Raw genomic sequence first — 19,936 nt, 5'->3', positions numbered from 1 at the left:
TTGTCAGCAATTCGATAAGGGTAGCCAGCGAGGCGCATCAGGAAGGGATTTTTACATAACATTAAACAGGGGGAGCTCAACTCCCCCTGACGATCAGGCGTGGCTTGCTGCCGCCAACTTATTCAGTTTATGAATATTCAGCGACAACGCTGCCAGGTAGCGTTCCAGCATCTCGACGTTCACCGCGATATACGACGGGCAGTCATGGCGCCCGCTCATCAAGCAGATCGCCGCAGAGGCGACGGCTTCACCCGCAGAACGGAAGGCATCCTTCTCTTCCGGCGCGAGGGCATCCCGCAATTGCGCTCCGTATTCACGCATTTCACGGCAGAGTTCAAACAAGTTATCCCGCAGATGCTCATTTTCGCTGACTGACATATAGCCCTTCGCTTTGCGTAGCTGCAAATAAGCATCAAGATCGATACTGGCATTACTCAGCTTATTCAGAAGGTTACGGTAGCGTCTGTCAACGTTCATCATGGTTCCTCCTCTGTTGTTGTCCATGTTCACGATCATAATATGGTTATTTTTTGCGCAGAAAGATGCGCGAGGTCAATCATTCCGGTTAATTAACATCATTTACAATGTTAAAAAGATGGTTATCCTCTGTCGCACGCCACTGCGCCGTTAAGATACGCCAATAAAACAAAAAATGTTATACGTAACACATGCAATCAAGAGGGATGATGACTACGTAAAAATCATTAAAATGCTATTTATTGCCGGTTACATCACAAATTAACACCATAGAAATTGATCAAATTCTTTTCCGGGTGTCATATCAGCATCGCAAATGTATTACGTATAACACTTAATAAAAAACACACCCTACAGCTTAGGGCTGTAACATAACCGCGATCCGCCTGAAGGAACTGAAATCATGACGCCCGGCAAAAGAAACTACGTCTTGTTGAGTCTTTTCGATTTCCTCTATTTATTCGCCTGGTCATCGACCATGGCGTTCTTTGTTATCTGGACCACCCAGCATCTTGGGATCAGCGCCACCAAAACCGGTCTGCTGTACTCCGTTAACGCCTTTATCGCCCTGCTGATGCAGCCGTTTTTCGGCTTTATTGCCGACAAATTTGGCCTGAAAAAGCGGCTTATCTGGATCCTGCTGGCCATGCTGTTGCCGGTCGGGCCGTTCTTTATCTATCTGTACGCTCCGCTGCTGGTCCATAGCTTCTGGCTGGGTGCCTTACTGGGCGGTATCTACCTGGGGATGATTTTTAACTCCGGCTGCGGGGTGATCGATTCGTATATCGACAAAATCTCTCGCCGCTATCACTTTGAATATGGCCGGGTGCGGATGTGGGGGTCGCTGGGCTGGGCCGCCGCCGCCTGGATTGTCGGCAAGTATATCGACAGCAACCCGAACCTCGCCTTCTGGCTGGCCAGTATTGCCATCGTTATTGCCGCCATCTGTTTTATGCTGACCAAAATCGAGCTCACCGAGGAGGAGATCCAAAAAACCAGCGCGCTGAAGGTCTCCCATGCGCTGGAGCTGGCGAAAAATGGTCAGTTCTGGATGCTGCTGATCTTCACCCTGTTCGTCACCCAGATTTACGACACCTACGATCAGCAGTTTGCCCAGTACTTTTCACTCCAGTTCCCTACCCCGGAAGAAGGCAATCGCTGGTACGGTATTCTGGCGTCGATTCAGGTCTGTGGCGAAACGCTCTTTTTATGCCTGATGCCGTGGTTTGTTAACCGCACCGGGGCTAAGTGGGCGCTGATTATTGCCGGACTGATTATGTCTGTGCGCATCGTGGGTTCCGCCATCCCGCTTGGCCCGGTATGGATCGGCGCGGTGAAAATGATGCACGCGCTGGAAAAACCGCTGATCCTGGTGTCGGTATTCAAATTTATCGCCGCCAACTTCGACCATAAACTCTCCTCGACGGTCTATTTGCTGGTGCTTTTCGTGGCCTCTATTGCCACCGCGATTTACTCACCGCTGGCGGGTTACCTGTACGACACCATCGGTTTCGCCCATACCTATTACATTCTCGGCAGCATCGCCGGTCTGTTTACCCTGATCTCGATTTTCACCTTGCGGGACAAGCGCGAGCCCACCGCCCCCGGCGCTGCACCGGCAGGCAACGTCACCTCTTCCTGACTATCAGGCCCCGGGAAACCCTCCCGGGGCCGTTGTTGATAATTTAAAAATATTATTCAATGCGGCTGAAATCGCTCGGCATTTATTAATGACGAAATATTTGATGACAAAAAAATACGCTTATTATAACGCTTCGTTTTCCTGAATTAATTCCAATTCCAGCGTTTATTTTACCCTCCATCCCGCTATAAAAACCCGCCAAATCCGCACAGGACAAGGCCTGAAGCACTTTGGTCTGTTCTCGTCCAGGGGGTAACCGGGGGTCCTGGCATTTTTTATCAATATCAACTTCACTTACAACGTTTGCCCGGACACTAAATAAGATGCCGATTATTTCATGGCTACGTTGGGGTATTGAACTGATTCATCTTAGGCATCCCGGACAGCGTTAAATAATACTCATTATCAAATGCAACTGTGGTGGGGAAAAACATGAATAAAACATATAAGGGTATAGGGGTGCTGGCGTTCGCCGCCGGCTCTCTCTTACCCTATGGCGCTGTGCGGGCCGCCGATCAAAACAGTACGGCCCAAAACGGTGAATCAGCAAAGAAACCTAACATCATTTTGATCGTCTCAGACGATACCGGCTACGGCGATCTCGGCGTGTATGGCGGGGGCGAAGGTCGCGGTATGCCGACCCCCAACCTCGACCGAATGGCCGATGAAGGGATGACCTTCTTTGACTTTTATGGTCAGCCCAGCAGTACCCCTGGCCGTGCCGCCATGCAAACCGGACGGATCCCTAACCGCAGCGGGATGACCACCGTGGCCTTCCAGGGCCAGGGCGGCGGCCTGCCGAAAGAAGAGTGGACCCTGGCATCGGTGCTGAAAACCGGCGGATACAAAACCTTCTTCACCGGTAAATGGCACCTCGGCGAAGCCGACTATGCCCTGCCCAATGCCCAGGGCTACGACGAAATGAAGTATGTCGGCCTGTATCACCTCAATGCTTACACCTACGCCGACCCCACGTGGTTCCCGGATATGGACCCGAAATTGCGTGACATGTTTGCTCGCGTCACCCGCGGTGCCCTCTCAGGGAAAGCCGGTGAAGCCCCGACCGAAGACTTCAAAATCAACGGCCAGTACGTCAACACCCCGGTGATCGATGGCAAAGAAGGGGTGATCGGCATTCCGTTCTACGATCGCTACGTCGAAAAAGCCTCGCTGGATTACCTGACGGCCAATGCCAAATCGACGGAACCGTTCTTTATGAGCATTAACTTCATGAAGAACCACCAGCCGAACATGCCCGATCCTGATTACATTGGTAAATCGATGTCGAAGAGCAAGTATGCGGATTCGATGGTAGAGATGGACGCCCGCGTCGGCCACATCATGGATAAGCTGCGTGAACTGGGCCTCGATAAAGACACCCTCGTGATCTGGACCACTGATAACGGCGCCTGGCAGGATGTCTATCCTGACGCCGGCTACACGCCGTTCCGTGGTACCAAGGGCACCGATCGTGAAGGCGGCAGTCGCGTTCCGGCTATTGCCTGGTGGCCTGGGAAAATTAAAGACCATAGCCGCAACTATGACATCGTCGGGGGCCTGGATCTGATGGCCACCTTTGCTTCCGTAGCCGGTATTAAACTTCCGGACAAGGACCGCGCCGGTCAGCCCATTATCTTTGACAGTTACGACATCTCCCCGGTGCTGTTCGGTACCGGCAAAGATCCACGGACGTCATGGTTCTACTTTACGGAAAACGAACTGACCCCGGGGGCCGCACGCGTCGGGCACTATAAGGCGGTATTTAACCTGCGCGGCGACGACGGCGCCAAAACCGGCGGCCTGGCGGTTGACGCGAACCTCGGATGGAAAGGACCGGAGTCTTATGTCGCCACCGTGCCGCAGATTTTTGACCTCTGGCAGGATCCGCAGGAACGTTACGACATCTTTATGAACAACTATACCGAGCACACCTGGACGCTGGTGACCTTCAATGAGGCCATCTCAAATCTGATGAAAACCTATGTCCAGTATCCGCCGCGTAAAGCGCAGAGCGAAACCTACAATGGCCCGATCACGCTATCTCAGTATGAGCGTTTCAAAAACGTGCGCGATCAGTTGCAGAACGAAGGTTTCCAGCTAAGCATGCCTACCGGTAACTAACATCACGGTCCGGCCCGCGGCGTTCGCTCCCCGGGCCTTTTTTACTTCAGACGCTCCATGACACAGGTTAGGGTTGATGAAAAAAAGCACCGAGATCCCTCTGACGCCGTTACCGAATGAAGGGCGATATCTTCCCGCCTATAAACGACGCTACCACGTGATGGCGAAACCCAGCGGTTCAACCTGTAATCTTGACTGCCAGTACTGCTTTTATCTGCACAAAGAGCAGCTGCTGCACCAGCCGCACGATAAGGGGATGAGCGACGAGGTTCTGGAAAACTTTATCCGCCAGTATATTCAAAGCCAGGATGGCGAGGAGATCATCTTCTCCTGGCAAGGGGGAGAACCGACCCTGATGGGGCTGGATTTTTTCCACAAGGTGGTGGCGCTGCAAAATAAATATCAGCCAAAACATCAGCGTATTGAGAACGATCTGCAGACCAATGGCGTGTTGATCAACGACCAGTGGGCGGCGTTTTTAAAAGCGCATAACTTTCTTGTGGGGGTCTCCATTGATGGCCCGCGCGAGCTCCATGACCGTTTTCGCGTGACCCGCAGCGGTAAGCCCACCTTTGATAAAGTGATGGAAGGCATTGCCGCCCTCAAGCGTCATCAGGTGCCTTTCAACGCGCTGGCGGTGATCAACCGGGTCAATGCCCGTTTTCCCCACGAGGTCTACCGGTTCCTGACTCAGGAACTTGGGGCGACCTATATTCAGTTCACCCCCTGCGTGGAGGCGGCGGAGTTTAAAACCACGGCCCCGCAGTTCTGGCAGGACGACACCATTCCGCTGACCGGCAGCCGGCGGGCTAAACCGGGGGATCTCGACTCCATCGTCACCGACTGGTCCGTTGACCCGGAGGACTGGGGCCATTTTCTGACCGCAACCTTTGATGACTGGGTCACCCACGATTTAGGCCGCGTACAGGTTAATCTGTTTGAAACCGCGGTGGTACAAACCATGGGACTGCCTTCTCAGTTGTGCATCACCGCACCGTTTTGCGGCAAAGCGCTGGCCATTGAGAAAAACGGCGACGTCTATTCCTGCGATCACTACGTCTACCCCGAGTACAAACTGGGGAACATCCGCGCCCACAAACTGGCGCATATGGTCTTTTCTGAACGGCAAAAAGTATTCGGTATGGGCAAAAAAGAGACCCTGCCCGCCTACTGCAAATCCTGCCCGCATCTGAATCTGTGCTGGGGAGAGTGCCCGAAAAATCGCATCGTGCGCGCCCCGGATGGTGAAGAGGGCCTCAACTATCTGTGCCCGGGCTTTCGCCACTTTTACGCGTCGGTCACCCCGACGCTGGAGAAAATCGCCGCCATGCTGAAATAGCTCCCGGCCACCCACGCGGCAGCGATCCCCGCATCGCGCCGCGCTTTTAGCCGCGCGCTGACTATTATTGCAGCGGCTTTCTTGTTATCTGCTGTGAGGTTACGTCTTTATTCGTCTTTTGCCGCTCATAGGGGGCTAGAAACGACAATCAAGGCATAGGTATAATCGCGCCATTCCGAGCAATGAATAGTATAAAAAATGGCCAAAATTGGATTTATCTCATTAGGGTGCCCGAAAAACCTCGTGGACTCCGAGCGCATTCTGACCGAACTGCGTACCGAAGGTTATGAAGTGGTTCCCAGCTACGACAATGCCGATATGGTTATCGTCAACACCTGCGGCTTTATCGACAGCGCGGTCCAGGAATCGCTGGAAACCATCGGTGAAGCGTTAAAAGAAAACGGCAAAGTTATCGTTACCGGTTGCCTGGGCGCTAAAGAAGATCAGATTCGTGAAGTGCATCCGAAAGTGCTTGAGATCACCGGCCCGCACAGCTACGAGCAGGTTCTGGAGCATGTTCACCACTACACGCCTAAGCCAAAGCACAACCCGTTCCTGAGCCTGGTGCCGGAACAGGGCGTGAAGCTGACGCCGCGTCATTACGCCTATCTGAAAATTTCCGAAGGCTGTAACCACCGCTGCACCTTCTGCATTATCCCGTCGATGCGTGGCGACCTGGTCAGCCGTCCGATTGGCGAAGTGCTTGCCGAAGCCAAACGCCTGGCCGATGCCGGCGTTAAAGAGCTGCTGGTCATCTCCCAGGATACGTCTGCTTACGGCGTCGATGTTAAACATCGCACCGGCTTCCACGACGGCATGCCGGTCAAAACCAGCATGGTCAGCCTGTGTGAAGAGCTGGCGAAGCTGGGGATCTGGGTGCGCCTGCACTACGTCTATCCGTACCCGCACGTGGATGACGTGATCCCGTTAATGGCCGCCGGCAAAATTCTGCCGTACCTGGATATCCCGCTGCAGCACGCCAGCCCGCGTATTCTGAAACTGATGAAACGCCCGGGTTCTGCGGACCGTCAGCTGGCGCGCATCAAGCAGTGGCGTGAAATCTGCCCGGACCTGACCCTGCGTTCGACCTTTATCGTCGGCTTCCCGGGTGAAACCGAAGAAGATTTCCAGATGCTGCTCGACTTCCTGAAAGATGCCCGCCTCGATCGCGTCGGCTGCTTCAAATACAGCCCGGTTGAAGGCGCCACCGCCAACGAACTGGCGGATCAGGTCCCGGAAGAGGTAAAAGAAGAGCGCTGGAACCGCTTTATGCAGCTTCAGCAGCAGATTTCCGCCGAACGCCTGCAGGAAAAAGTGGGCCGTGAAGTGATGGTGCTGATCGACGAAGTTGACGAAGAAGGCGCGATTGGCCGCAGCATGGCCGATGCCCCGGAAATCGACGGCGCGGTCTACCTGAACGGCGAAACCAAGGTCAAACCAGGCGACGTGGTGCGTGTGAAAGTTGAACACGCCGACGAATACGACCTGTGGGGCAGCCGGGTTTAAGTCCTCTCTCTGAGCTTATCCCGGATTGCGGCGCTAACGCGCCTGATCCGGGTGTCAGTCTGTAGCCCCGGTAAGCGACAACGCCACCGGGGAATTCTACCTTATCCCTTTATCTTCGGATCCAGCGCATCGCGCAGGCCGTCTCCCAGCAGATTAAACGCCAGCACCGTCAGGAAAATCGCAATCGCCGGAAACAGCGCCACGTGCGGTGCCATTACCATATCCGCGCGCGCTTCGTTGAGCATCGCCCCCCACTCCGGCGTCGGCGGCTGCGCCCCCAGTCCGAGGAAAGAAAGACTGGCGGCAGAGATAATCGATACCCCGATACGCATGGTGAAATAGACCACGATCGACGATACCGTGCCGGGCAAAATATGGCTGAACAGGATCGTCATATCGCTGGCGCCAATGCTGCGTGCCGACTCGATAAAGGTCTGCTGCTTGAGCACCAGGGTATTCCCGCGCACCAGTCGGGCAAAGGCCGGGATCGAGAAGATCGCCACCGCAATGATCACGTTTGACATGCCGCTGCCCATCACCGCCACCACCGCAATCGCCAGCAGGATCCCAGGGAACGCGAACAGCACATCGCAGATGCGCATGATGATGCGGTCCCACCAGCCTTCGTAATACCCGGCCAGTAAACCGAGCACGGTGCCAATCACCGCGCCGATCAGCACCGCCAGCACCCCGGCCGCCAGTGAAATCCGCGCGCCGACCAGCACCCGGCTAAAGATATCCCGCCCTAACGAATCCACGCCAAACCAGTGGATCATCGACGGGCCGTCATTGAGCCGGTCATAATCGAAATAGTTTTCCGCATCGAACGGCGCGATCCACGGCGCCACCAGCGCAAGCACAATCAGCAGCAGGACAAATACCCCCGCCCCCATCGCCACCGGCTGACGACGAAATCGCCGCCAGAACTCGCGCCACGGCGTGCGGATGTGTCCGGGCCTGATGCCCGGCATCGCGTTGATAACCGCCTGCCTTCTCCAGTTGAGCAATCGCACCTTACTTGTACCTGATAGCCGGGTTAATGGCGGCATACAGCACATCCACCACTAAATTGATAAGAATAAACTCCAGCGAAAAGAGGAGAACTTCCGCCTGAATCACCGGATAATCGCGCATCTCCACCGAATCCACCAGCAACCGCCCGAGACCTGGCCAGTTAAAGACCTTCTCGACCACAATCGAACCGCCGAGCAGAAAGCCGAACTGCAGCCCCATCATGGTGACGACCGGGATCATGGCGTTGCGCAGACCATGTTTGAGCACCACCAGCGTCTCGCTCACCCCTTTGGCGCGGGCGGTGCGCATATAGTCTTCATGCAGAACATCGACAAACGAGGCCCGGGTAAACCGCGCCATCACCGCCGCCACCGCCGCCCCCAGCGTCAGCGAAGGCAAAATATAGTGTCGCCAGCTATCGGCGCCTACCGTCGGCAACCAGCCCAGCTCCACCGAGAACACCTGCATCAGCAGCATCCCCAGCGCAAAGGCCGGAAATGAGATCCCGGTGACCGCCAGCGCCATTCCCAGCCGGTCGGGCCAGCGATTCCGCCACACGGCGGCCACAATCCCCGCCGCCATGCCAAAAATCACCGCCCAGCTCATGCTGGCGAGCGTCAGCCACAGCGTCGGCATAAAGCGGCTGGCGATTTCGCTGCTGACCGGGCGACGCGACGCCATCGAGGTGCCAAAATCGCCCTGTAGCACGCTGGTGATATAGTGCCAGAACTGCACATGCAGCGGCTGGTCAAGCCCCAGTTGCTGGCGCACCATCGCCACTACCTGCGCGTCGGCCTCCGGACCGGCAATCAGCCGCGCCGGATCGCCGGGCAGCATATGCACGAACAAAAACACCAGCACCGCCACAATCAGCAGGGTTGGGATCAGGCCCAGCAGGCGCTTAAGCACATAGTTGAGCATCGTCCCCCCTTTGCCTGCAGGTCTGCATCCCTCTCCCGACGTGGGAGAGGGTCAGGGTACATACCATCACTGTGCTAAATCCGCCTGTTCAAAGCTAAATCCGGTATCCGGCTGAATATAGAAACCACTGAGGGTCTTGCTATGGGCCGAGACCAGTTTTTCGACCACCAGCGGTACCCACGGCGACTCTTTCCAGATAGTCTCCTGCGCCGCTTTGTAGAGCCGCGTTTTTTCCTGCACGTCGGTGGTTTTCAGGGCGTCGCTGAGGTCTTTATCCACCTGCGGATTGCCATAGAAGGCGGTGTTGAACAGGGTTGGCGGCCAGTTTTGCGAAGCAAACAGCGGCGACAGCGCCCAGTCGGCTTCGCCCGTTGAGGCGGACCAGCCGGTGTAGAACATCCGCACCCCGCTCTCTTTCTGCCCTTTGCCTTCCACTTCCGCCGCGCGCTGGCCAGCATCCATCGCCGTCAGCTGCGCCTTAATCCCCACCTGCGCCAGCTGCTGTTGGGTAAACTGCAGCACTTTCTGCGCGGTGCTGTGGTTATGCGACGACCACAGGGTGGTGCTGAAACCGTTAGGGTAACCGGCCTCTTTCAGCAGTTCGCGAGCTTTCGCCGGATCGTACGGCCACGGTTTAAAGCTCTCGGCATAGGCAATCGACGGCGGCACAACGCCGGTCGCCGGGGTGGCGTAACCCGCAAAGGCGACTTTCACCAGCGCCTGGCGGTTGATGGCGTAGTTGATCGCTTCCCGCACTTTCGGGTTATCGAACGGCTTTTGCGTGACGTTCATGCTGATGTAGCGCTGCATGATTGACGGGCTGGCCACCAGCTCCAGCTTGCTGTTTTTCTCCAGCAGCGGGGCCTGCTCGTAGGGGATCGGGAAGGCAAACTGCGCCTCGCCGGTTTGCAGCATCGCCGCACGGGTATTGTTATCCACCACCGGACGCCAGGTGATCGAGTCCAGCTTCGGCAGGCCTGGCTGCCAGTAACCGGCAAATTTCGTCACTTTGACAAAATCGGTCTGATTCCAGGTGTCGAGCTTATACGGCCCGGTCCCTACCGGATGGAAGCCAATCTCCTTGCCGTATTTTTTCAGCGCCGCCGGGGAGATCATCGCCGTTGCCGGGTGGGCCAGGATGTTGATGAACGCTGAGAAAGGCTGCTTAAGGGTGATCTTCACCGTCGTCGGGTCAACGACGTCGGTGCTGGCGATATTTTTATACAGGTTGTAGCGTTTGAGGTGGTTGTCCGGGTTGCTGGCGCGGTCGAGGTTGGCCTTCACCGCATCGGCATTAAAATCGCTGCCGTCCTGGAACTTGACGCCCGAATGCAGCTTGATGGTGTAGACCAGGCCGTCCGGCGAAATCGTGTAGCTTTCCGCCAGCACGTTCTGCAGCTTCATCTCCTTATCAAGACCAAACAGGCCTTGATAAAAAGACTTTGCGACCGCCTGTGACAGGGTGTCATTGGCGTCATAAGGATCAAGGGTCGTAAAGTTAGAACCGACCGCCACGACGACATCTTTGGCGGCAAAGGCCGGGCTTGCAGCCAGCGCCGACACGATGCCCAGCGCCAACAACCCTTTGCGTAATACGCGTTGTGTCATGTTGTTCTCCTGAATACTGTTTTGTTAGTGTCGTTGTTATCTTCCCAGCACGTCGGCGACGGGTTCCCTGGCGACATAATGCCCCGGTCCCACCTGTTGTAACGGCGTGCTGATGACCTCTTCCCCGCGCTTGTAAATATTGCCCGGCAGTTCGTCAGACAGCAGCACGCGCTGCGGATGACGATGCGCCGGGTCGGCCACCGGTACGGCGGCCATCAGTTTGCGGGTATAAGGATGCTGCGGGTTTTCAAACACGGCGCGACGTGGGCCAATCTCAACGATGCGCCCACGATACATCACCGCTACGCGGTGGCTGATGCGTTCAACCACCGCCATATCGTGCGAAATAAACAGGAAGGCGATGCCCATTTCGCGCTGTAAATCGAGCATCAGATTAATAATCTGCGCGCGGATCGACACATCAAGCGCCGAGACTGCTTCATCGGCAATCACCACTTTCGGGTTGAGCGCCAGCGCGCGGGCGATGCAAACCCGCTGACGCTGGCCGCCGGAAAACTCATGCGGATAACGCCAGGCGTGTTCCGGCTGCAGGCCAACGCGCTCCAGCAGCCAGCTGACGCGCTGACGTGCGGCCTCGCCCTCAAGCATGCCGTGGATCCGCAGCGGCTCCATAATCGAATAGCCGATGGTTTGTCGCGGGTCGAGCGAGGCGAACGGATCCTGGAAAATAAACTGGATATCGCGGCGCAGCGCCTGCAGCTTGCTGTTGGCCAGGGTATCGATGCGCTCACCGTTAAAGACGATCGAACCGCCCTGCGTCGCCACCAGCCGCAATAACGCGCGCCCGGTGGTTGACTTGCCGCAGCCGGACTCGCCGACCAACGACAGGGTTTCCCCCGGCCACAAATCGAAGCTGACCTTTTCCACCGCGTGAACTTCCCGGGTGATGCGGTTCAGAATGCCGCTGCGCAGCGGAAAGCGCGCCACCAGGTCGCGCACTTTGAGAATCGGCTCGCCGCTCCCCACCGTGTTCTGTTGTTCCTCTTCCGACGGTTCTTGCGCGAGCAGCGGGAAACGGCGCGGCAGCACGCTGCCGCGCATCGCCCCCAACCGCGGTACCGCCGCCAGCAGCGCCTGGGTATACGGATGCTGCGGCGCGCGGAAAATCTCCTCCACGCTGCCGCTCTCTACCGCTTCACCGCGGTACATCACCAGCACCCGGTCGGCGATATCGGCCACCACGCCCATATCGTGGGTGATAAAAATTACCCCCATCGCCATCTCTTTTTGCAGTACGGCGATGAGCTGCAGAATCTGTGCCTGGATGGTGACATCCAGCGCGGTGGTCGGTTCATCGGCGATCAGCACCGCCGGGCGGCACGACAGCGCCATCGCGATCATCACCCGCTGGCGCATCCCGCCGGATAGCTGATGCGGATAGCGCGAGAGCATCGTTTCTGCTTCGGGAATGCGTACCTGATCGAGCATTTTCTTCGCTTCCCGCAGCGCCGCCTCACGCCCTAATCCCTGGTGTAGTCGCAGGGATTCGGCGATCTGCTCCCCGACGGTAAACACCGGGTTCAGCGAGGTCATTGGCTCCTGGAAAATCATCGCCATGTCGGCCCCGCGCACGCTGCGCATCCCGGCGTCGGACAGCGAGTCGAGGGCGATGACCTGGCCGTTGCGACGACGCAGCCTCAGCGCCTCGCTGCTGACCTGGCTCGCCGCCTGGTCGAGCAGACGCATCAGCGCCAGCGCGGTCACCGATTTGCCTGAACCAGACTCCCCGACGATGGCTAAGGTCTCGCCGCGCCGCAGGGTGAACGAAAGGTGTTGCACCGCAGCAAAGGTCGCCTGCTCCTGGCGAAACGCCACGTTCAGATCGCGTACCACCAGAACGTCACTGGCGTCGATATCTTGACTATGCGGCAACGCGCGTCCTCCTTATTCCCGATAGATCCCAATTGTCGGCGTATCGCCGGCATAGCACCAGGCCCGATACATGCCTTCGCTGTTAAACGGCAGCACCACGTTGCCTTCTCTGTCGATGGCAATCAGCCCGCCGCTGCCGCCAAGCGCCGGCAGTTTTTCCATCACCACCCGCTCGCAGGCGTCGAACAGGCTGAGGTTGCCATACTCCATCAGCGCGGCGATATCGTAGGCCGCCATCGCGCGGATAAACACCTCGCCGGTGCCGGTACAGGAGACCGCCACGCTGGCGTTATTGGCATAGCACCCGGCCCCCGGCAGCGGGCTGTCGCCAACGCGGCCGGGCAGTTTATTGGTCATGCCGCCGGTCGAGGTCGCGGCGGCCAGATTACCGTTCAGATCCAACGCCACGGCACCGACGGTGCCCATTTTTTGCCGCTCATCCAGCGGCGCGGCGTGGTGATCGAGCACGATGACATCGTCACTCTGGGCCTGCTGGAGCTGCAGCCGCCGCTCTGTGGTCGAAAACAGATCGTTGTCGACCTGCGCCATTCCGTGGGAGGCGGCAAACGCCTCGGCCCCTTCGCCAATCAGCAGCACGTGCGGGCTACGCTCAAGCACCAGACGCGCCGCCAGCACCGGGTTACGCAGATGTTTGACCCCGGCGACCGCCCCAACCTGCAACTGGTTGCCGTCCATCACGCAGGCGTCCAGTTCGTGGGTGGCGTCGCGGGTAAAGACCGAGCCGATCCCGGCATTAAACAGCGGACACTCTTCCAGCAGCCGCACCGCTTCGGTCACCGTATCCAGCGCGCTGGCCCCTGCTGCCAGCATTTTTTGCCCGCTGTCGACAATCTCTGAGAGCGCCGCCACATACTGCCGCTCGCGCTCCGGTGTCATGGTCGCGCGCGTCAATGCGCCCGCTCCGCCATGAATTGCTATCACCGCCTTGCCCATTCAGCGATCCCTTAACGATGTGTGTCTTAACCTGACATCCTGTAAACCACCACTGAGTGGCAAAGAGTGTCCATGGATAATTTTATGTATAAATATCATTATCGTGCTGACAGTCCTATACAATTTTGGAATATAGAAAGCGCATCCGCAGGTGTTAGCACAAACGGTGAAGCCGTATGGACGGCAACGCTTTTCTGGCATAATGCCCCTTTCGTAGTTTTACCCGCAGGAGAGCCCCATGGATTTTAACGCCGGACTGATGCCCCTCGACACAGCCCTGACAGAAATGCTCAATCGAATTACGCCGCTGAGTGCGGTGGAAACCGTACCGCTGTTGCAGGCCTTTTCCCGCGTGACTGCCCATGATCTTAGCTCGCCGCTGGACGTTCCTGGCTTTGATAACTCGGCGATGGATGGCTATGCCGTGCGACTGGCCGACCTCGCCGACGGCGCCGCGCTACCGGTGGCGGGTAAAGCCTTCGCCGGGCAGCCTTTTCACACGCAGTGGCCTGCCGGAAGCTGCATCCGCATTATGACCGGCGCGCCGATCCCGCCAGGCTGCGATGCGGTGGTGATGCAGGAAGAAACCGAACAGACCGACGACGGCGTGCGTTTCCTTGCACCGGTGAAAGCCGGACAGAACATTCGCCTGCGCGGGGAAGACATCGCCGCCGGCGCCGTGGTGTTCCCGGCGGGGACCCGTTTAACCGTCGCCGAACTGCCGGTCCTGGCGTCACTGGGGATTGCGCAAGTCGAAGTGGTACGCCAAGTGCGCGTCGCGGTGTTCTCAACCGGGGACGAACTCCAGCTGCCGGGCCAGCCGCTTGGCGACGGGCAAATCTACGATACCAACCGCCTGGCCGTGCACCTGATGCTGCAACAGCTGGGGTGTGAGGTCATTAACCTTGGCATTATCCCTGACGATCCGGACAAGCTGCGCGCCGCCTTTATCGAGGCGGACCAGCAGGCCGACGTGGTGATTAGCTCCGGCGGCGTCTCCGTCGGGGAAGCGGATTACACCAAAACCATCCTTGAAGAGCTGGGTGAAATTGGCTTCTGGAAGCTGGCTATCAAACCGGGCAAACCTTTTGCCTTCGGTAAACTGAACACCAGCTGGTTCTGCGGTCTGCCTGGAAACCCGGTTTCCGCGACCCTGACCTTCTACCAGCTGGTGCAGCCGCTGCTGGCGAAGCTGAGCGGCAATCACGGCCAGGTTCAGCCTACCCGCCTGCGCGTACGCGCCGCCGCCCGCTTGAAAAAATCACCGGGACGCCTCGACTTCCAGCGCGGCGTGCTCCAGCGCACTCCGGATGGTGAACTGGTGGTCAGCTCTACCGGTCACCAGGGTTCGCATATTTTCAGCTCTTTCAGCCTCGGCAACTGTTTTATTGTGCTCGAACGTGAACGCGGCCATGTTGAAGCCGGGGAATGGGTGGAAGTCGAGCCCTTCAACCATCTGTTCGGGGGACTGTAATGGGCGTCGAGCTGAGCGATGAGGAGATGCTGCGCTACAACCGACAAATCATCCTGCGCGGGTTTGATTTTGACGGTCAGGAGCAGCTGAAGGCCTCGCGGGTGCTGGTGGTCGGCCTCGGCGGACTCGGCTGCGCCGCCGCGCAGTATCTGGCCGCAGCGGGCGTCGGCCAGCTGACGCTGCTGGATTTCGATACCGTCGCGCTCTCCAATTTACAGCGCCAGACGCTGCACAGCGATGCCACCATCGGCCAGCCGAAAGTCGATTCCGCGCGCGACGCGCTGGCGCGTATTAACCCCCATGTTCAGCTCACCCCACTGAATGCCCTGCTGGACGAAGAGAGCTTGCGGGCGCAGATCGCCGCCCACGACCTGGTGCTCGACTGCACCGATAATGTCGCTATTCGTAACCAGCTGAACGCCGGCTGTTTCCTGCACAAAACGCCGCTGGTGTCCGGTGCTGCCATCCGCATGGAAGGCCAGATCAGCGTCTTTACCTGGCAGGAGGACGAGCCGTGCTATCGCTGCCTGAGCCGCCTGTTTGGTGAAAACGCCCTCACCTGCGTTGAGGCAGGGGTGATGGCGCCGCTGGTCGGGGTTATCGGCACGCTACAGGCGATGGAAGCAATCAAAGTGCTCACCCACTATGGCACTCCGGCGGCGGGTAAAATCGTGATGTACGATGCAATGACCTGCCAATTTCGCGAAATGAAGCTGCTGCGTGACCCGCAGTGCGAAGTGTGCGCTCGCCACTAATCTGCTAACCGGCGGCGCCCGCCGCCGGATAATCTGTGACCGGATCCGCCTTTCCCTCTTCTTCCTGATGAGATCTCTTCTGCTTGTTGATTTGCATCAATGTCACTTTCATTCGAAAGTAATTTAATCTTCATATGCAAAAAGAGGGTAAATCATGATCTTCAACATTCAGCGCTATTCTACCCATGACGGTCCAGGGATTCGCACCGTCGTCTTCCTGAAAGGCTGTTCGTTGGGTTGCCGCTGGTGCCAGAATCCGGAAAGCCGCGCCCGCAGCGCCGACCTGCTGTACGACGCGCGCTTGTGCCTCGACGGCTGCGACCTGTGCCAGCAGGCCGCGCCGGAAGTGATTACCCGCACTCTCGACGGTCTGATTATCCATCGCGAAAAGCTCACCGATGAACATTATACCCGGCTGCGCGAATGCTGCCCGACCACCGCCCTCAGCGTCTGCGGCGAAGAGAAGAGCGTGGCGGAGATTATGGCAACCGTGCTGCGCGATAAACCCTTTTACGATCGCAGCGGCGGCGGGATCACCCTCTCCGGCGGCGAACCGTTTATGAATCCTGAACTGGCGCAGCAGCTGTTGCAGACCAGCCATGAAGCCGGGATCCATACCGCAGTTGAAACCTGCCTGCACGTGCCGTGGAAATACATTGCCCCTTCGCTGCCGTGGACCGATCTGTTTCTCGCTGACCTGAAACATGTCAACGAAGCCATCTTCAACCAGTGGACCGACGGCAGCGCGCGGCGGGTGCTGGATAACCTGCAACGGGTGGCGCAGGCCGGCAAGAAAATTATCATTCGCGTCCCGCTGATTCAGGGGTTCAACGCCGATGAAGCCGCCATTACCGCCATCACCGATTTTGCCGCCGACCGTCTGCAGGTCGCGGAGATTCATTTCCTGCCGTACCACACGCTGGGGATGAACAAATATCAGTTACTCAACCAGCCCTATACCGCTCCGGATAAACCGCTTGCTGACCCCGAGCTGCTCGCCTTCGCGCAGCACTATGCTCAGAGCAAAGGTTTAACGGCTACTTTACGAGGATAACCCCATGACCACCCTGAAACTTGATACGCTGAGCGCACGCATTCAGGCGCACAAAATGGCACTGGTACATATCGTTAAGCCGCCGGTGTGCACCGAGCGGGCGCAGCATTACACCACCGCTTATCAGCAGCATCTGGATAAGCCGATCCCGGTGCGTCGCGCGCTGGCGCTGGCCCATCACCTGGCCGAGCGCACTATCTGGATCAAGCACGACGAACTGATCGTTGGCAACCAGGCCAGCGAAGTCCGCGCCGCGCCAATCTTCCCGGAATATACCGTCAGCTGGATCGAAAAAGAGATCGATGACCTCGCCGATCGTCCCGGTGCCGGTTTTGCGGTCAGTGAAGAGAACAAGCGGGTACTGCATGAAATCTGCCCGTGGTGGCGAGGACAAACCGTCCAGGATCGCTGCTACGGAATGTTTACCGATGAGCAAAAAGCGCTGCTGGCGACCGGCATTATTAAAGCCGAAGGCAATATGACCTCCGGCGATGCGCACCTGGCGGTTAACTATGCGCTGCTGCTGGAAAAAGGCCTCGACGGGATGCGCGCCAAGGTGGCCGAGCGCCGTTCACGCATCAACCTCACCGTGCTGGAAGATTTGCACGGCGAACAGTTCCTGAAAGCCATTGATATCGTGCTGGAGGCGGTAAGCCAGCACAGCAAGCGCTTTGCCGAACTGGCGCGGACGATGGCGGCGACCGAGACGCGCGCCACCCGCCGGGACGAGCTGCTGGCGATGGCGGAAAACTGCGACCATATCGCCCACGAGCCGCCGAAAACGTTCTGGCAGGCGCTGCAGCTGTGCTACTTCATCCAGCTGATCCTGCAGATTGAATCCAACGGCCACTCGGTCTCCTTTGGCCGTATGGACCAGTATCTCTATCCGTTCTACCGTCGCGACGTCGAGCTGCAGCAATCGCTGGAGCGCGAGCAGGCCATTGAACTGCTGCATAGCTGCTGGCTGAAGCTGCTGGAAGTGAACAAAATCCGCTCCGGCTCGCACTCGAAAGCCTCGGCGGGCAGCCCGCTGTATCAGAACGTCACCATCGGCGGACAAAACCTGATTAACGGTGCCCCGCAGGACGCGGTGAACCCGCTCTCCTATGCGATTCTGGAATCCTGCGGTCGCCTGCGTTCCACTCAGCCGAACCTCAGCGTGCGCTATCACGCCGGGATGAGTAACGACTTCCTCGACGCCTGCGTCCAGGTAATTCGCTGCGGCTTCGGGATGCCGGCGTTTAATAACGACGAAATCGTGATCCCGGAATTCATCAAGCTCGGCATCGAGCCGCAGGACGCCTACGACTACGCGGCCATCGGCTGCATCGAAACCGCGGTCGGCGGCAAGTGGGGCTATCGCTGCACCGGCATGAGCTTTATCAACTTCGCCCGGGTGATGCTGGCGGCGATGGAAGGCGGTCGCGACGCCACCAGCGGCGAGGTGTTCCTGCCGCAGGCGAAAGCCCTGTCCGCAGGCAACTTCACTGACTTCGACGAAGTGATGGCGGCATGGGATACGCAAATTCGTTACTACACCCGCAAATCGATCGAAATTGAGTATGTCGTGGATACCATGCTGGAAGAGAACGTCCATGACATTCTCTGCTCGGCGCTGGTGGATGACTGCATCGAGCGGGCGAAAAGCATTAAGCAGGGCGGCGCGAAATACGACTGGGTTTCCGGCCTGCAGGTCGGGATCGCCAACCTCGGCAACAGTCTGGTGGCGGTCAAGAAACTGGTGTTCGAGCAGGGAGCCATCGGCCAACAGCAGCTGGCGAAAGCGCTGGCGGAAGATTTCGACGGCCTGACCCACGAGCAGCTGCGTCAGCGTTTAATTAACGGCGCACCAAAATACGGTAACGATGATGACAGCGTGGACACCCTGCTGGCGCGCGCCTACCAGACCTACATCGATGAGCTGAAGCAGTATCACAACCCGCGTTATGGCCGGGGGCCGATTGGCGGCACCTACTATGCCGGGACGTCGTCTATCTCTGCTAACGTGCCGTTTGGTGCCCAGACCATGGCGACGCCGGACGGGCGTAAGGCGCATTCACCGCTGGCGGAAGGGGCCAGCCCGGCGTCCGGGACCGACCATTTGGGGCCAACGGCAGTAATCAGCTCGGTCGGCAAGCTGCCTACCGGTTCGATCCTCGGCGGCGTGCTGCTTAACCAGAAGCTGAACCCCGCGACGCTGGAGAACGAGTCCGATAAGCAGAAGCTGATGGTGCTGCTGCGCACCTTCTTCGAGGTGCATAAAGGCTGGCATATCCAGTACAACATCGTGTCGCGCGAAACGCTGCTGGAAGCGAAGAAACACCCCGACCAGTATCGCGATTTAGTGGTCCGCGTCGCCGGGTATTCTGCCTTCTTCACCGCCCTGTCGCCGGATGCCCAGGACGATATCATCGCCCGCACCGAGCATACGCTGTAAGGCACCTTCCCGGAGGCGGCGCGCTGCGCCTTGTCCGGGCTACACCCAGGCACAAGCCCCGTAGCCCGGAGAGGTGCTCAGCACCGCCTCCGGGAATAACCCCCGCACCCAACCCCATCACCCCACTCCGCCGTAGCCCGGACAGGCGGTCACGCCGCCTCCGGGATTAACCCCGCACCCAGCCCCAATCGCCCCGCTCCGTCGTAGCCCGGACAGGCGGTCACGCCGCCTCCGGGATTAACCCCCCGCACCAGCCCCATTGCCCCGCTCCGTCGTAGCCCGGACCGGCGGTCACGCTGCCTCCGGAATTACCCCCCGCACCCAGCCCTCATTGCCCGCTCCGTCGTAGCCCGGACCGGCGGTCACGCCGCCTCCGGGATTACCCCCCGCACCCAGCCCTCATTGCCCGCTCCGTCGTAGCCCGGACCGGCGGTCACGCCGCCTCCGGAATTACCCCCCGCACCCAAAACCCCATTGCTCCGCTCCGTCGTAGCCCGGCCAGGCGGTCACGCCGCCTCCGGGAATAACCCCCACACCCAGCCCCCATTGCCCGCTCCGTCGTAGCCCGGACAGGCGGTCACGCCGCCTCCGGGATTAACCCCCGCACCCAAGCCCCATTGCCCCGCTCCGTCGTAGCCCGGACAGGCGGTCACGCCGCCTCCGGGATTAACCCCCGCACCCAAGCCCCATTGCCCCGCTCCGTCGTAGCCCGGACCGGCGGTCACGCCGCCTCCGGGATTA

General features: G+C 58.5%; 14 protein-coding genes. 8 read left to right on the top strand and 6 right to left on the bottom strand.

Going from position 1 to position 19,936, the window contains the following annotated elements; all coding sequences use genetic code 11:
- Window positions 1–93 precede the first annotated feature (93 nt).
- The gene (locus EDF82_RS13870; protein WP_123756243.1) at window positions 94–477 is read right to left on the bottom strand and encodes a biofilm formation regulator BssR; all 384 of its coding nucleotides are present in this window, start codon (window positions 475–477) and stop codon (window positions 94–96) included.
- Between the two features lie 403 nt (window positions 478–880).
- Here EDF82_RS13870 and EDF82_RS13865 point away from each other — a divergent pair, with 403 nt between their 5' ends.
- From EDF82_RS13865 to rimO, 4 genes are all read left to right on the top strand, one after another.
- The gene (locus EDF82_RS13865; protein WP_123756102.1) at window positions 881–2,119 is read left to right on the top strand and encodes an oligosaccharide MFS transporter; all 1,239 of its coding nucleotides are present in this window, start codon (window positions 881–883) and stop codon (window positions 2,117–2,119) included.
- Window positions 2,120–2,551: 432 nt separating this feature from the next.
- Window positions 2,552–4,240 (top strand): arylsulfatase, encoded by a 1,689-nt coding sequence (locus EDF82_RS13860; protein ID WP_123756101.1) that lies wholly within the window; start codon window positions 2,552–2,554, stop codon window positions 4,238–4,240.
- A gap of 76 nt (window positions 4,241–4,316) precedes the next feature.
- Window positions 4,317–5,579, top strand: coding sequence for an anaerobic sulfatase maturase (locus EDF82_RS13855; protein WP_123756100.1), 1,263 nt, complete (start codon window positions 4,317–4,319; stop codon window positions 5,577–5,579).
- Between the two features lie 198 nt (window positions 5,580–5,777).
- The gene (rimO, locus tag EDF82_RS13850) at window positions 5,778–7,085 is read left to right on the top strand and encodes a 30S ribosomal protein S12 methylthiotransferase RimO (protein WP_123756099.1); all 1,308 of its coding nucleotides are present in this window, start codon (window positions 5,778–5,780) and stop codon (window positions 7,083–7,085) included.
- A gap of 101 nt (window positions 7,086–7,186) precedes the next feature.
- Here the strand turns inward: rimO and gsiD are convergent, their stop codons facing one another.
- The 5 genes from gsiD to iaaA form a co-directional block, all read right to left on the bottom strand.
- Window positions 7,187–8,098 (bottom strand): glutathione ABC transporter permease GsiD, encoded by a 912-nt coding sequence (gene gsiD, locus EDF82_RS13845; protein WP_123756098.1) that lies wholly within the window; start codon window positions 8,096–8,098, stop codon window positions 7,187–7,189.
- A gap of 1 nt (window position 8,099) precedes the next feature.
- The gene (gsiC, locus tag EDF82_RS13840) at window positions 8,100–9,020 is read right to left on the bottom strand and encodes a glutathione ABC transporter permease GsiC (RefSeq protein ID WP_123756097.1); all 921 of its coding nucleotides are present in this window, start codon (window positions 9,018–9,020) and stop codon (window positions 8,100–8,102) included.
- Window positions 9,021–9,086: 66 nt separating this feature from the next.
- Window positions 9,087–10,628, bottom strand: coding sequence for a glutathione ABC transporter substrate-binding protein GsiB (gsiB, locus tag EDF82_RS13835; RefSeq protein WP_123756096.1), 1,542 nt, complete (start codon window positions 10,626–10,628; stop codon window positions 9,087–9,089).
- Between the two features lie 36 nt (window positions 10,629–10,664).
- Window positions 10,665–12,521 (bottom strand): glutathione ABC transporter ATP-binding protein GsiA, encoded by a 1,857-nt coding sequence (gene gsiA / locus EDF82_RS13830; protein ID WP_123756095.1) that lies wholly within the window; start codon window positions 12,519–12,521, stop codon window positions 10,665–10,667.
- A 12-nt stretch (window positions 12,522–12,533) separates the two neighbouring features.
- Entirely contained in the window at window positions 12,534–13,475 is a 942-nt protein-coding gene (gene iaaA, locus EDF82_RS13825; RefSeq protein WP_123756094.1) for a beta-aspartyl-peptidase, read from the bottom strand.
- 238 nt (window positions 13,476–13,713) lie between these two features.
- On the opposite strand from iaaA, the gene moeA reads away from it, so the two are divergent.
- From moeA to EDF82_RS13805, 4 genes are all read left to right on the top strand, one after another.
- A complete protein-coding gene (gene moeA / locus EDF82_RS13820) occupies window positions 13,714–14,949 on the top strand; it encodes a molybdopterin molybdotransferase MoeA (protein ID WP_123756093.1) in 1,236 nt (411 codons plus the stop codon).
- The gene (gene moeB, locus EDF82_RS13815) at window positions 14,949–15,704 is read left to right on the top strand and encodes a molybdopterin-synthase adenylyltransferase MoeB (RefSeq protein WP_123756092.1); all 756 of its coding nucleotides are present in this window, start codon (window positions 14,949–14,951) and stop codon (window positions 15,702–15,704) included. The genes moeA and moeB overlap by 1 nt, the downstream gene beginning before the upstream one ends.
- 154 nt (window positions 15,705–15,858) lie before the next feature.
- A complete protein-coding gene (locus EDF82_RS13810) occupies window positions 15,859–16,758 on the top strand; it encodes a glycyl-radical enzyme activating protein (RefSeq protein WP_123756091.1) in 900 nt (299 codons plus the stop codon).
- A gap of 4 nt (window positions 16,759–16,762) precedes the next feature.
- Window positions 16,763–19,195: a formate C-acetyltransferase/glycerol dehydratase family glycyl radical enzyme gene (locus EDF82_RS13805; RefSeq protein WP_123756090.1), complete on the top strand. Its 2,433-nt coding sequence runs from the start codon at window positions 16,763–16,765 to the stop codon at window positions 19,193–19,195.
- Window positions 19,196–19,936: the final 741 nt, after the last annotated feature.

Source organism: Klebsiella sp. BIGb0399, assembly GCF_003752615.1.
Lineage (GTDB): Bacteria > Pseudomonadota > Gammaproteobacteria > Enterobacterales > Enterobacteriaceae > Klebsiella > Klebsiella lignicola.
The sequence above is the reverse complement of the archived record's forward strand: the minus strand, read 5'-3'. Positions and strand labels throughout refer to the sequence as shown.

Bases quoted from the DNA above. Each gene is read 5' to 3' on its own strand.
- gsiC (WP_123756097.1), bottom strand. From the start codon at position 9,020: ATGCTCAACTATGTGCTTAAGCGCCTGCTGGGCCTGATCCCAACCCTG.
- EDF82_RS13870 (WP_123756243.1), bottom strand. From the start codon at position 477: ATGAACGTTGACAGACGCTACCGTAACCTTCTGAATAAGCTGAGTAAT.
- moeA (WP_123756093.1), top strand. From the start codon at position 13,714: ATGGATTTTAACGCCGGACTGATGCCCCTCGACACAGCCCTGACAGAA.
- EDF82_RS13855 (WP_123756100.1), top strand. From the start codon at position 4,317: ATGAAAAAAAGCACCGAGATCCCTCTGACGCCGTTACCGAATGAAGGG.
- gsiB (WP_123756096.1), bottom strand. From the start codon at position 10,628: ATGACACAACGCGTATTACGCAAAGGGTTGTTGGCGCTGGGCATCGTG.
- EDF82_RS13860 (WP_123756101.1), top strand. From the start codon at position 2,552: ATGAATAAAACATATAAGGGTATAGGGGTGCTGGCGTTCGCCGCCGGC.
- rimO (WP_123756099.1), top strand. From the start codon at position 5,778: ATGGCCAAAATTGGATTTATCTCATTAGGGTGCCCGAAAAACCTCGTG.
- iaaA (WP_123756094.1), bottom strand. From the start codon at position 13,475: ATGGGCAAGGCGGTGATAGCAATTCATGGCGGAGCGGGCGCATTGACG.
- EDF82_RS13805 (WP_123756090.1), top strand. From the start codon at position 16,763: ATGACCACCCTGAAACTTGATACGCTGAGCGCACGCATTCAGGCGCAC.
- EDF82_RS13810 (WP_123756091.1), top strand. From the start codon at position 15,859: ATGATCTTCAACATTCAGCGCTATTCTACCCATGACGGTCCAGGGATT.
- EDF82_RS13865 (WP_123756102.1), top strand. From the start codon at position 881: ATGACGCCCGGCAAAAGAAACTACGTCTTGTTGAGTCTTTTCGATTTC.
- moeB (WP_123756092.1), top strand. From the start codon at position 14,949: ATGGGCGTCGAGCTGAGCGATGAGGAGATGCTGCGCTACAACCGACAA.